Origin of the sequence: Streptomyces lycii, assembly GCF_009735685.1 — a bacterium.
GTDB lineage: Bacteria > Actinomycetota > Actinomycetes > Streptomycetales > Streptomycetaceae > Streptomyces > Streptomyces lycii.
Genome location: NZ_WHPN01000350.1, coordinates 1 through 11,932, shown reverse-complemented (window position 1 = coordinate 11,932; position 11,932 = coordinate 1). Strand labels below are relative to the sequence as shown.

12 protein-coding genes and 1 pseudogene are annotated in these 11,932 nt (G+C 69.7%); all 13 read left to right on the top strand.

Features of this window, described 5'->3' with window-relative positions; genetic code table 11:
• Window positions 1–281: 281 nt before the first annotated feature.
• Window positions 282–698, top strand: a pseudogene (locus tag GCU69_RS22765) (ATP-binding protein); the annotation flags it as partial.
• Between the two features lie 440 nt (window positions 699–1,138).
• Entirely contained in the window at window positions 1,139–1,531 is a 393-nt protein-coding gene (locus tag GCU69_RS22760; protein ID WP_235978646.1) for a hypothetical protein, read from the top strand.
• 272 nt (window positions 1,532–1,803) lie between these two features.
• On the top strand, window positions 1,804–2,364 hold the full coding sequence (locus GCU69_RS22755; protein WP_235978645.1) for a hypothetical protein: 561 nt from the start codon (window positions 1,804–1,806) through the stop codon (window positions 2,362–2,364).
• Between the two features lie 228 nt (window positions 2,365–2,592).
• Window positions 2,593–3,150 (top strand): SAF domain-containing protein, encoded by a 558-nt coding sequence (locus GCU69_RS22750; protein ID WP_235978644.1) that lies wholly within the window; start codon window positions 2,593–2,595, stop codon window positions 3,148–3,150.
• 41 nt (window positions 3,151–3,191) lie between these two features.
• On the top strand, window positions 3,192–3,989 hold the full coding sequence (locus tag GCU69_RS22745) for a MinD/ParA family ATP-binding protein (RefSeq protein WP_235978643.1): 798 nt from the start codon (window positions 3,192–3,194) through the stop codon (window positions 3,987–3,989).
• Window positions 3,986–5,338, top strand: coding sequence for a CpaF family protein (locus GCU69_RS22740; RefSeq protein ID WP_156207041.1), 1,353 nt, complete (start codon window positions 3,986–3,988; stop codon window positions 5,336–5,338). Before GCU69_RS22745 ends, GCU69_RS22740 begins: the two co-directional genes overlap by 4 nt.
• The gene (locus GCU69_RS22735; RefSeq protein ID WP_156207040.1) at window positions 5,338–6,252 is read left to right on the top strand and encodes a type II secretion system F family protein; all 915 of its coding nucleotides are present in this window, start codon (window positions 5,338–5,340) and stop codon (window positions 6,250–6,252) included. The genes GCU69_RS22740 and GCU69_RS22735 overlap by 1 nt, the downstream gene beginning before the upstream one ends.
• Entirely contained in the window at window positions 6,249–7,148 is a 900-nt protein-coding gene (locus GCU69_RS22730) for a type II secretion system F family protein (protein ID WP_156207039.1), read from the top strand. Before GCU69_RS22735 ends, GCU69_RS22730 begins: the two co-directional genes overlap by 4 nt.
• A gap of 37 nt (window positions 7,149–7,185) precedes the next feature.
• Window positions 7,186–7,380 carry a hypothetical protein gene (locus tag GCU69_RS22725; RefSeq protein WP_156207038.1) on the top strand — a complete coding sequence of 65 codons (195 nt, stop codon included), beginning with the start codon at window positions 7,186–7,188 and terminating at the stop codon, window positions 7,378–7,380.
• A gap of 3 nt (window positions 7,381–7,383) precedes the next feature.
• Window positions 7,384–7,791, top strand: coding sequence for a TadE/TadG family type IV pilus assembly protein (locus GCU69_RS22720; protein WP_156207037.1), 408 nt, complete (start codon window positions 7,384–7,386; stop codon window positions 7,789–7,791).
• Between the two features lie 53 nt (window positions 7,792–7,844).
• Complete coding sequence (locus GCU69_RS22715; protein WP_156207044.1) at window positions 7,845–8,225, top strand: TadE/TadG family type IV pilus assembly protein; 381 nt, start codon at window positions 7,845–7,847, stop codon at window positions 8,223–8,225.
• Window positions 8,222–8,674 (top strand): pilus assembly protein TadG-related protein, encoded by a 453-nt coding sequence (locus GCU69_RS22710; protein WP_156207036.1) that lies wholly within the window; start codon window positions 8,222–8,224, stop codon window positions 8,672–8,674. The genes GCU69_RS22715 and GCU69_RS22710 overlap by 4 nt, the downstream gene beginning before the upstream one ends.
• A gap of 42 nt (window positions 8,675–8,716) precedes the next feature.
• Window positions 8,717–11,524, top strand: a complete 2,808-nt coding sequence (locus GCU69_RS22705) for a BTAD domain-containing putative transcriptional regulator (protein WP_156207035.1) — start codon at window positions 8,717–8,719, stop codon at window positions 11,522–11,524.
• Window positions 11,525–11,932: the final 408 nt, after the last annotated feature.

Genomic DNA, 11,932 nt, shown 5'->3' with positions numbered 1-11,932 from the left:
GGTGTCGTGGTCGTGGACCGTTCGCGATCACTGGAGGCGTTCACCGTGACACCGCTCTTGTTCATCGCTTTTCTGCTGCTGCCATCTGTTGTGGTCTCTGGCCCGTTCGCCGGTGTTGGCGTGCGCGAGTATGTCGGACCGGGGCGAGGCCGTCACCGACGTGTCGTGCGCGGGCGGCACGCAGCTCGGGGTGGGCGGCGATGATCCGGAACCCCGCCCGGGAAGCTGCAACGTGGGTCGTATGACGCTGGAGCAGTTGCACTCACAATGCGACGTCGCAGGCTCGCACGGCAATGGAGTCGGCTCTCGATCAGCTCGGTCATGAAGGCGAATTGGTCAGCGATGCGGTGCTGGCTGTCTCGGAGCTTGTCGCGAATGCTGTCGAGCATGCGACGGGGCCGTACGAGATTCGGCTACGCCGTACCGGAACTGAGCTCGTCTGTGAAGTCGAAGACCATGACCCGCTCATTCCTGAACTCCCCCTCTTCACCGTGGCGGCACCGTTCACCCCGAACGAAGCAACCCGTGGCGGAGGACTGGAGGCTCTGGGCGCCACGTTGGCCGAGCGCGGGCGTGGTCTGCACATCGTTCACTACCTCAGCAAGGGGGGTTGGGGGTTCAGAAGGTCCTCGGGGGTGACGAAAGTGGCCTGGCTGCGCCTTCCGGTTGCGTCCGACGACCGGTGCCAGCGCAGATGATGTGCTCTTCGCCAGGGCGAACCGGTGGTCCCGCGGGCCCACCTCGGGCATCGTTCCTGTTCCCCTTCTGTGCAGCCTGTCACTCGTACGAGTGACAGGCTGCACAGTCTCGGCAGGGCGCCGACGATCGGTGTATGACCGACGAGATGGGGTGCCAGCAGGCGGAATTCTCCCGTAGCTCCGCGATTGTTCGACGCGGCGATTCGTTTCTGCCTCGCGTCTCATTTCGTTCAGAGTTGCCACGTGTGTGGCTATGGTGGCGTTCCAGATGAAGTTTGAGGGATGGTGAGCGCACAATGGCGGGCCGATGCACTCTCTTGTCCGGCGCAGGTGTGATTTTCGCAGGATCACTTCTGCTGATCGGTTGCTCGAAAGGCCCGTCTGATTCCAAGCCCTTGCCGCAGGGAAGGACTGAAGTCACGGAGTCCCGTCCTTCCGATATGAAGCATGCTGAAGCGCTGGACAGCTACAGGGCCATGTGGCGAGATCTCGCGACCGCATCCCGGACATCGGATCCGGATTCTCCGCTGCTGGATGATCACGCCTCGGACGGGGCTCTCGAATTGCTGAAGTACGGATTGAAGAAGTCCAGGGAGGAAAGGGTCATCACCCGGGGAGCGCCCCGAGTGGATCCCGAAGTGGTGTCGGGCGATGACCGAAAGGTCGTCCTGGCGGACTGTGTGGATGACCGGGAGTGGCTGCAGTACAAGCACAATGGCGAGTTGAAAAACGATGTCCCCGGCGGACACTTCAAGACCGATGCGACCGTCACACGCTCGAAAGGCGTGTGGAAGGTCTCCGATCTGTACATGCACGAGGTCGGTTCGTGCTGAGCCGCTGCCGTGCGACGACAGGAGGCGTGGTCGCCGGCGCCCTGGTGTTCCTGACTTGCCCTCCTGGACCAGCCCGAGCTGACGGAGCCGGCTCGCACTACGCAGGCGTGAGGTGTGTGGGAGGGTCCTGCGAGGCGGAGGTCCGGAGCTCCCGGAAGAAGTCCGGTGGCTCGGGCAGGAACAAGCCGTCCCGCGGCGAGAAAGGTTCCGCGAAGTCGCGTGGTGGGGCCGCAGGGCCGCCGACGATCGCGGCCGATGGCTGGAAGATCCCCTTGGGTGACGGTGTCGGCATCCTGCCGCGCTTCGACGCTGGGAAGGCCAAGGAGCAGAACCGGGGTGGGGAGCAGCAGGTCCCCGTAGAGATTGTGGCGCAGCGGGCGGTGGAGCGGCTGGAGCTGCCCGAGCCGGTGATCCGTACAAGTCCCGACGAGGAGTTCGTGCAGGTGGTTCATGTGCCGACGTGGATGTGGGCGGAGCACGGGACCTGGGAGCCGGTGTCGGTCTCTGCTTCGGCCGGAGGGGTCGAGGTGACGGCGACGGCGCGGCCGCGTAAGGCGGTGTGGTCGATGGGCGAGGGCGGTCGCGTGGTGTGTCAGGGGCCGGGGACGCCGTACTCGGACTCGTATGGCGCCCGGGAACCGTCGCCGGACTGCGGTTACACCTATCGACGTGCGTCGCTGACCGAGCCCGGACGGGCCTACACCGTGTCTGTGGAGGTGACCTGGGATGTCCGCTGGCACGGTGCCGGGCAGTCAGGCGTAGTGCCCGGCCTGGAGATAGAGGCGTCCCGCACGTTGGTGGTGGACGAGGTGCAGGCCGTCGTCCGGCGCTGACGGTCGTGGCGGGATGGTGCCGCCTGTTGGCAGGGGCGTGACCGGTTCGGTGAGCGTCGGAGTCTTCTTCGTGAAAGGTGAATCGTGGGTACCTCCATGTCTTCTACAGCCAAACAGGGTGTCGGGGTCGGGGTGCCGGCAACGCGGCGGTCGGGGCCGGAGCACGAGCCCGTGGTGACGGGTGCTCGGCGGCGCAGGCTGGGGTGGGCGTGGGCCGGGTTGGGTGCGGTGCTGGTCTCAGCCGTCGGATTCACGCTGGCCGCGCAGGTGGTGGGCGAGCGGGAGGAGGTACTGGTTCTGGCTCGCGATGTGCCTGCTGGCCGTGTGCTGAAGCCGGGCGATCTGCGGGTGGTGGAGGTGGCGGCAGAAGCTGGCGTGGTGCCCGTCTCGGAGCGGGGTTCGGTGCTGGGGCGGCAGGCGCGGGTGCCTCTGGTGTCCGGTTCGCTCCTTGCGCCGGGGCAGGTGGGGTCGAAGGCCGCCTTTCCTCCGGCCGGCTCCTCGCAAGTGGCCCTGGCTGTCGAGTCGGGCGGCGCACCGACAGAACTGTCGCGCGGTGAGCGCGTCGCGGTTCTGTCGGGCCCGGCCGCGGGAAAGGCGCCCGGCGACGAGGCGGAGAAGACCGTCTCCGCGGTGGTCGGCACGGTGACGGACGTACGGAAGCCGGAGTCTGCGGGCGGGCCGCGGGTGGTGACCGTGCTGGTGGAGACTGGGGCGGCTCGTCGGGCCGCACAGCTTGACCATCCGCGTGTGGTGGTGCTGCCTGCTGAAGGCCGGGAGGCTCCGTGAGGCGGCTTGTCGTGCTGGGGTCCGTCACAGGCGCTCCGGGTGTGACGACGGCGGCGTTGGCCCTGGCGGCGGCCTGGCCCACGGAGATGGACGGCGGCGTGCGGCCGGTCGTGGTGGAAGCCGACGGTTCGGGCGGTGACCTCCTGGTCCGCTTCGGTCTATCGCCTTCTCCTTCGCTGTTGGACGTGGCAGCCATGGTCGGACAGCGCTATCCGGGGTCTCTGCTGGGCGCGGTGCACGAACTTCCCTTTGGCGTACGGGCCGTGGTGGCGGTGCCTGGGCGAGGGCCCTGTAGGGAGGCAGTGCGACTGCTGGCCACCGAGTCCGGTCTGCGCGTGCTGATGGGGGAGGGGAGCGACCGGGGCACCGTGCTGCTGGACGCGGGACGGCTGGGCGAGGACGTCGAACCTTTGTTGGCGCGGGCCGACCGTGTGCTGCTGGTGGCACGCGGCGGGGCGGAGCCGTTGACCCACATGTCCATGTACGGGCTGGGCGACCGTTCGTGGTCCGAGCGGGCGGCGCTGGCCCTGGTCGGGCCCTGCCCGTACGCGCCGGACGAGGTCGCAAAGACGGTCGGTGTCGCTCGGGTGGGCTCTCTGCCCTGGGACGCCCGGGCTGTGGCCGCGATCAGCGACACCCGGCGCACGGCGCTGCGAACGCGGCGATGGCGTACTCCGCCGCTGGTGGCAGCGGCCCGCGCGATGGCGCAACTGCTGATCGGGGAGGAGACACAGATGCCGAGCGCTGACCGGGGCGCAGACGCTGTGGCGCCAGTGGGGAGCGAGTGGGTTCGCGCAGCGACCGTGCGAAGCCCGGGCGAGAAGGGGGCCCTGTCATGAGCGGAGGGCTGATGCCGCCGCGCGTGATGGCCGCTCGTGACGAGCAGGAGCTGACAGGCCTGGTGCGGCAGCGGGTGGCGAGCCGGCTGGCCGCGTACGCGGGTGAACGCGAGGCGGCGGGGCTGCCACCGGAGGACGAGTCGGCTCGCCGGGTGACCGTGGGACGGTTGCTGGCCGAGGAGCTGGGAGCGCAGCGACGTCTGGCCCTGGCCCAGGGCAGCCCGATGGTCGACGCCGCGGTCGAGGAGACGGTTGCGCAAGCGGTCAAGGACGCGCTGTTCGGTACCGGTAGCCTCGAACGGCTGCTGGCCGATGTGACGCTGGAGAACATCTGCGTCAACGGCTGCGACGTGGTGTGGGTCAAGGACGCGGCCGGAACCTGGCGCCGAGAAGCACCGGTGGCGGCCTCGGATGCTGAGCTGGTGGACCTGGTTCGCACCCTGGCCTCGGGCACGGAGGGCGAGGAACGGCGCTTCGACCGCGGCATGCCCCGCCTGAATCTGCAGCTGCCGGACGGGTCCCGACTGTTCGCGGTCATGGCGGTGTGTGGCCGGGTGTCGCTGACGATCCGGCGGCACCGCTTCCCTGCGGCCTCCATGGACGAACTGGTGCGGCTTGGCGTGTGCGACGGCGGACTGGCCACCTTCTTGGCGGCGATGGTGCGGGCCCGGAAGAACATCATCATCGGCGGCGGCACCAACGTCGGCAAGACGACCGTTCTACGGGCGTTCGCTCACGAGATCCCGACCGCGGAACGGCTCGTCACGATCGAGGACACCTTCGAACTCGGCCTCGACGCCGATCCGGCGGCCCACCCCAACGTCGTGGCCATGCAGGCCCGGGAGCCGAACATCGAGGGCCAGGGCGGCGTCGACCAAGCGGAACTGGTCCGCTGGGGGCTGCGGATGTCGCCGGACCGGGTGATCGTCGGAGAGATCCGAGGGTCGGAAGTCATCCCCATGTGCAACGCCATGTCGCAGGGCAACGACGGCTCGCTCTCCACCATCCATGCCTCCACATCCCGAGGCGTGTTCACCAAGCTCGCCTCCTACGCCGCCCAGTCACCGGAACGGCTCTCATTGGAGGCCACCAACCTAATGGTGGCCTCCGCGGTCCACTTCGTCGTCCACCTGGGCTGGGACACCGCCGGACGCCGCGTCATCGACTCCGTACGCGAGGTCATCGACGCGGACGGCGCTCAGATCGTCTCCAACGAGGTCTATCGGCCCGGCCCTGACGGGAAGGCCGTACCGGCGACTCCGCTGCGACCGGAGACCCTGGGTGACCTGGCCGCCGCAGGGCTGGACGCGCAGAGCTTGGCCACCCCGCAGCCGTGGGGGAGGGCGTGATGGGCGCGGCGTTCGATCCCGGAACATGGACGGGCTTTGCGGTGGCGTGCGGACTGCTGTTCGGCCTGGGCCTCGTGGCCATCGGGTACGGCGCCGTACGCCGGGAGGTGCGCGACGGCCGGCCCGCGCTGTGGCGTCGGGTTGCAGGCCGACTGCCTGCGAACTGGACCACGCGGCGCGTGACGATCTCCGTTGCGGCCGGGGTGGTCGCCGGAGCGCTGACGACCTGGCCGGTGGCGGCCGTGCTGACCACGGTGGCGATGCTCACCCTGCCCGGCCTCCTCGGCCCGGACCGGGCCGCGGCCCGGCGCACGGAACGCATGGAGGCGCTGGCGACCTGGACGGAGATGCTGCGCGACACGCTCTCCGCGGCGGCCGGCCTGGAGCAGGCGGTGCTGGCGACCGCCGACATCGCGCCGGCCGCGCTGGAGCGGGAGACGCAGCAACTCGCTGCCGCTGTCCGCTCCGGGGAACCGCTGCCCAGCGCTCTACGGGCGTTCGCCGTGGACGTCGACGACCCGCTTGTCGATGTGGTCGTGGCCGCCCTGGTGATGGCTGCGCAGGAACAGACCAGCCGGCTCGGACCGTTGCTGGGCGAGCTGGCGGAATCGGTACGCGAACAAGTAGCCATGCGGCAGCGCATCGACGCCGGACGAGCGAGCGTGCGTACCGGGCTGCGGATCACCGTGATCGTGACGGTCGGCATGGCAACCGGCCTCGTGATCTTCAATCGCCCCTATCTGGACCCGTTCAACACGCTGACCGGTCAGGCCGTCCTCACTGCCGTGGGCGCCTTGTTCGCCGCCAGCTTCGCCTATCTGACTGCGATCGGCCGCATCCAGGAGCCGGTCCGGCTCGTCGCCCCCGGGAGCTCCCGCGCCGCTACCGGCTCTGCAGCAGGAGGTACGCGGTGATCGTCATGCTCCTCGGCGCATTGTTCGGGGCGGGAGCGACCGCCCTCCTCTACGGACTGCGGCCCAACCGGCCGGCCCTCACCGACGTTCTGACAGCGCTCAACGCGCCTGCCCCACCGATGAAGGGGCGAACGCACGACGCCGACGATGCGGAGTGGGCGACCCGGTTGGGCCGACATGCCGTACCGCTGGTCCGGGCGCTGGGCTTCCCCACCGCTTCGCTCCGTGCCGATCTGACCGTGTGCGGCACGAACGAAGAGAATCACCTCGCGGGCAAGGCCGTCTGCGCGATCACTGGGCTCCTCGCCCCGTGGGCCGCCGCGTTGGTTCTCCATCTGGGTGCGGGAGTCGAACCGGGCTGGTGGACGCCGCTGGTCGGCTCCCTCGCCCTGGCCGTGGTGCTGTTCTTCGCACCGGACATCGGTGTCCGCAAGCTGGCCGCGATGCGGCGCCGCGAGATGCGGCACACCCTCAGCCTTGTACTGGATCTGACCGTGATCGCGCTCGCGGGGGGAGCCGGAGTCCAGCAGGCCCTCACCCAGGCCGTCGCCGCCCCCGAGGGCTGGGCCGGCGGGAAGTTGCGACACGCCCTCCACGTCGGGCAGCTCACCCGCACCAGCCCCTGGTCCCACATCGGAGACCTCGGAAGACAGCTGGCCGTGGTCGAGCTGACCGAACTCGCCTCGACGCTCAACCTGGCGGGCAGCGAAGGCGCCAAGGTCCGCGCCTCCCTCGCAGCGAAGGCCCGGGCGATGCGCCGCCGACGGATCTCCGAAGCCGACGGAGCGGCGCAGGCAGCGACCGAGCAGATGTCGCTGCCCGTGGTGGGTCTGTTCGCCGCGTTCCTGCTGCTGATCGGCTATCCGGCCCTCGCGCACGTCATGTCCGTGAGCTGACATCTCCGCTGCACCATCTCGACGAAAGAGCACTCCCATGCAACACCTCAGGACCCTGGTCGCTCTCACGCGCGCACATTTGGACGTCGTACGCAGACGCGCCCGCGAAGACGCCGGATACACGACCGAGACCATCGTGGTCACCGCGCTGCTGGCCGTCCTGGCCCTGACCGTCGTGGGCATCATCGCCAACAAGGTCATGGCGAAGGCGGGCGGCATCGACGTCGGATGACTCGTGGCCTCCTTCCTTCGCCGACTGCGCGGCGACCACGGGGCGGTCAGTACGCAGCTCGTGCTCGTCGTCCCAGCACTCTTGCTGCTCGCCCTACTCATCGTGCAGTTCGCCCTCGTCTGGCACGCACGGCACATCGCCCAGTACGCCGCCCAGCGGGCCCTGGCCGCCGCCCGGGCCGAGAACGCCACCACAGCCGACGGACAGGCCCAGGCCCGCAGCAGCCTGGCGGCGCTGGGCAGCCGCGTCCTCACCGCCCCTTCCGTGAGCGTCGACCGCACCACTGCCCGGACCACCGTGCGCGTGGACGGGGTCGTGATCCCCGTGGTCCCCGGCCTGACACTGCATGCCTCCGGAACTGCCTCCGGCCCCACCGAGAAAGTCACCTTCCCCGACGGAGGGAGGCCATGACCCGGCGTGGCGCGGGCCGCATGCCGGATGACCGGAACCGCGGTTCCGCTGCGGTGGAGCTGGTGCTGGTCACCCCGCTCCTCGTCCTCGTGCTGCTGGTCGTCGTCGCGCTCGGCCTGCTCGTCGAAGCCCGAATGGTCGTTACGGACGCCGCCCACCAAGCCGCACGCGCCGCGTCCCTGGCCCGCACCGAGGCCGCTGCGCGCACGCAGGCCCAGCGCGCCGCGAGCGCGGCACTGCGCGAGGCGGGAGCAGCCTGCACACGCCCCAGCGTCCGCCTGACCACCCGCGGCCTCGCACCTGGTGCCACGGTGACGGCCCGTGTCTCCTGCACCGCCGATCTGCGCGACTTCACCCGCACGGGGCTGCCGGGCCACGTCACCCTGACCGGCACCGCCTTCTCCGCCGTCGACTCCTTCCGGAGCAGTTCATGAAGGGGGACGGGCCTACGCAGCTTTCGCGGCTCCGAGACGTGCCGCGCGCAGCCCGTGACGACCGAGGACAGGTTGCCGCGTTCGTCGTCGGCGCCTTCGCCGCGCTGTGGCTGTTCGCCGGCATCGTCGTCGACGGTGGTCTGGCCCTGGCAGGAAAAGTTCAGGCGCTGGATGCGGCGCAGGAAGCGGCTCGCAGCGGCGCCCAGAAGCTGGACCTCGCCCGGCTCCGCAGCAGCGACGACGTCCGGCTCCTCCGTGCCGACGCCGCCCGCACCGCCCGTGCGCACGTCGCCGCCACCGGCGACAGCGGTACGGCTTCGGTTCAGGGCGATGCCGTCACCGTCCACGTCACCCATCATCAGAGCACCCAGATCCTGCAACTCGTCGGCCTGCGCACCCTCACCGTTCATGCAACAGCCACAGCGCACGCCGTACGCGCCACCCCGTAGACGGTCGGCCATCCCTCCCCTCACGGAAAGAGCGAACGGGCGATGACCCATCACAGCCCGCGGCGTCAGCGCGTGACCGCAGCCGCGACCGCGGGCGGCACCCTGACGGCCACACTCGCCCTGCTGCTCGGCATGCCCTACATCCTGTGGCAGGCGACAGGTGTTCCCTGGCCCGAGCACATCATGTCCTGGTCCGCGGTGGGGGAGCGGCTGACGCAGCCGCTCAGCGATCCCCTGCTGGTCGAGCTGCTGGCCTTGGCGGGCTGGCTGTGCTGGGCCGCCTTTGCCTGGACCGTTCTCCGCGAGACCTACTGGTACGCCACCAACCTGCCTCAACTCCTTCGCGACCGCACGGCACACGACGAGCACGTGGCAGCACTGTCTGCGAGGAATTCGCTGGCAGCCCTGTGCGTTGGCACCCTCGTTCTTGCCCTCATCGGCCTGTGGAGACCAACGGCCGGCGCCCACCAGTCCTTCACGGCGAACGAGCCCTGGCTGCACCACACCGCCGCTACAGCTCCTGTGGAACTGGGCTCCGCCGAGCGGGCGGCCCGCCTTGGAGGGGAGCGGGCCGGCGCCGGGACACCTGGCGCCCCTCCTCGGCAACCTGGCTCACCCGCGCAGACCGAAGCCGTGGACGGGGCCGGTGCTGCCCAGCACTTCGAGTACACGGTCGTCGAAGGCGACACCCTGTGGGACATCGCCCACGTGCACCTGGACGACCCCTGCAAATGGCCGCGGATCTACGCCCTCAACAAGAACCGCGTCCAGAGCGACGGCACCCGGCTCAGCGATCCCGACCTGATCAGGCCCGGCTGGAGGCTGGCCATCCCGGTCACCGGGACCGACACCTCCCGGCCACACCAGCCCGACCCGGCCGCTCCCGCGCCGGCACACCCCGAGCAGCCGGTGGAGACCCCGCCCGCACAGCCCACGCCGGCCGAGACTTGGGCCCCCGAGCATCACAGGGACGACAAGGTCACTCCCTCGGCACCCGCCCACCAGGACAGCGCCCCGCGCAACACCGGCTCCGAACCGGGGCCTGCTGCCGTCGGCATCGGCGAGGCCGGACTGATCGGCATCACCGCGGCCGCCGGACTCCTGGCCGCACGCCGCTACTGGTACGTGCAGCAACATCGCCAACGCCGACCCGAGAAGGAAACGCAGTCGTCGTCCCTCAGCCCGATTGTGGACAAGGCCGCACAGGCCGCCCGTGCCGCCGCGCAACCACCCTGCCCGCAGGACCCCGAGGCCCTCTTCACCCGCCGTACACCGCCTCAACCACCGCGCAGCCCGAGCACCGTAACCATCGGGCAGCAGGACAACAGCGAAGTCCCCCTCGACGTACTGGCCACCACCGCAGGCTGCTTCTGGAGCGGCCCGGGAGCCGAAGGAGCTGCCCGCGCCCTGCTGACCGGCATCCTCACCGCCGCCGAACGCCAGCGCCCCTCACCCGCCCGAGTCACTGCCGTCGTCACCGCGGACCTCGCCGAGCGCCTGCTCCCCGGACTCCCGCCGACCTTCACGGCCCTCACCCAAAGCGCGGACACCGCACACGCTCTCCGGGCCGCGGAGCTACACCTCCTCGCCCACGCCCGCGCGTGCCAGGACCAAGAAGCGGAACTGCCGGAAGCCGCCTCCACGCCAACCAGCCCCGCGGTACGGGAAGCGGCTCCTGGCACCCTGCTGCTGCTCACCGCGCCCGGCCCTGCGCACCACGGGCAGTTGCAGGCTCTGGCAGTTCGCAGCCGACCCGACACCCTGATCGTCCTCACCCTCGACACCGCCCTCCCCGGCGCCGAACGCTGGGACATCGCCGCCGACGGCAGCACCAGCCTCCCGCACGGACACGCATCGAAGCTCGACCGCCTCCAGCTCTTCCACCTCACCCCCGAGGCCGGGCGCGATATGACCGAAGTCCTGCTCGGCGCCCACGGCCAGCGCCGCCACCTGCGCATCCTTCCCAACCCCAGCCCACCGCCGAGAACCCGGCAAACCGAAGCCGCCGACGAACCCGGCACGGACCCACTCCCGAAGCCGGCGGACAGGCAGCACGCAGAACAACCAACGCAGACCAAACCGGTCCGCATCCACGTGCTCGGACCCGTCACCCTCTACGCCCGCGGCCACCCAGACCCCATCGGCACCAACCTCCGGCCGGAAGTCCACGAATTCCTGGCCCTCCTCGCCGCGCACCCCGCAGGACTCCTGGCGTCGGACATCGCCGAGAAACTGCACCTGGACGGCAACAACGACCAGAACGCACTGAAAAACCTGCGCCGCGCCGTACGCCGCGCCCTTCGCGCCGCTACCGGGATCACCACACAAGAATTCATCCTCCGCCATGGAGAGCTCCACAAGCTGCACCCGGAACTCGTGGAAACCGACCTTGCGGAATTCGAGGAAATCCTCAACGGGCTGCCTCCGGACGGAACCCCTGGAACACTCCGACGCGGAGACCTGAATGCCGCCTGCGAAGCCATTGCCCGCTACCGAGGGACCTTCGCTCAGGGGCGCGACTACCTGTGGGCCGACGCCATCCGCGAACACCTCACCATGAAGGCCACTGACGCCGTCCTCCGCATTGCCCACCGAGCAGAGCACACCGAAGGCGCGGTAGGGGAGCGAGACGTGATCCTGAGCCTGTTGGAGCACTTGAGCACTGTTCACCCAGACCATGAGCGGCTGGCCCAGCACGCCATCCGCCTGTATCAGGCCGCCGGACGCCACGACGCCGCTCGGCACACCTACACCCGCCTCAAGCGGGAACTGGACGAGTTGGGGCTGGAACCCGAGCCGGCCACGCGGGCCCTCGTCATGCTGAAGGCCAACCCCCGTAAAACGCGGTAGGGCAGCAGCTCAGCGCCTCTGCGAGCACTGCGGGTCTTCATGGGGGACCTGCTGGCGGATGCCCCGTCGCATCCGGCGTCGTTTGCTGCGTCGCTTCTGTGCGCGTCCTTGGACGCGACACCCCTCTCCCGCCTGAAACCGCAGGTCGGAGGTACTGCGAGCCACCGGCTGGCGAGGGCGACTGTATATCGGTACAGCAACGCTCCCGATCTACTGACAGCCGGCGCCCTGCCCTCTTCTTTTGCGTCTCTCCAGCCCCGCCGTTGCAGACAGCCCTGCCCAGTAACCCCCTCACTCCAACCAATTCACTTTCTCCAAACCCCCACAGGAACGGCACTGCAAAGGCTGCAGACAGCCCTACCTGCGTATGCCGAGCGCGGCGGGCCCAGGGCGTAGCCCGAGGGCCGC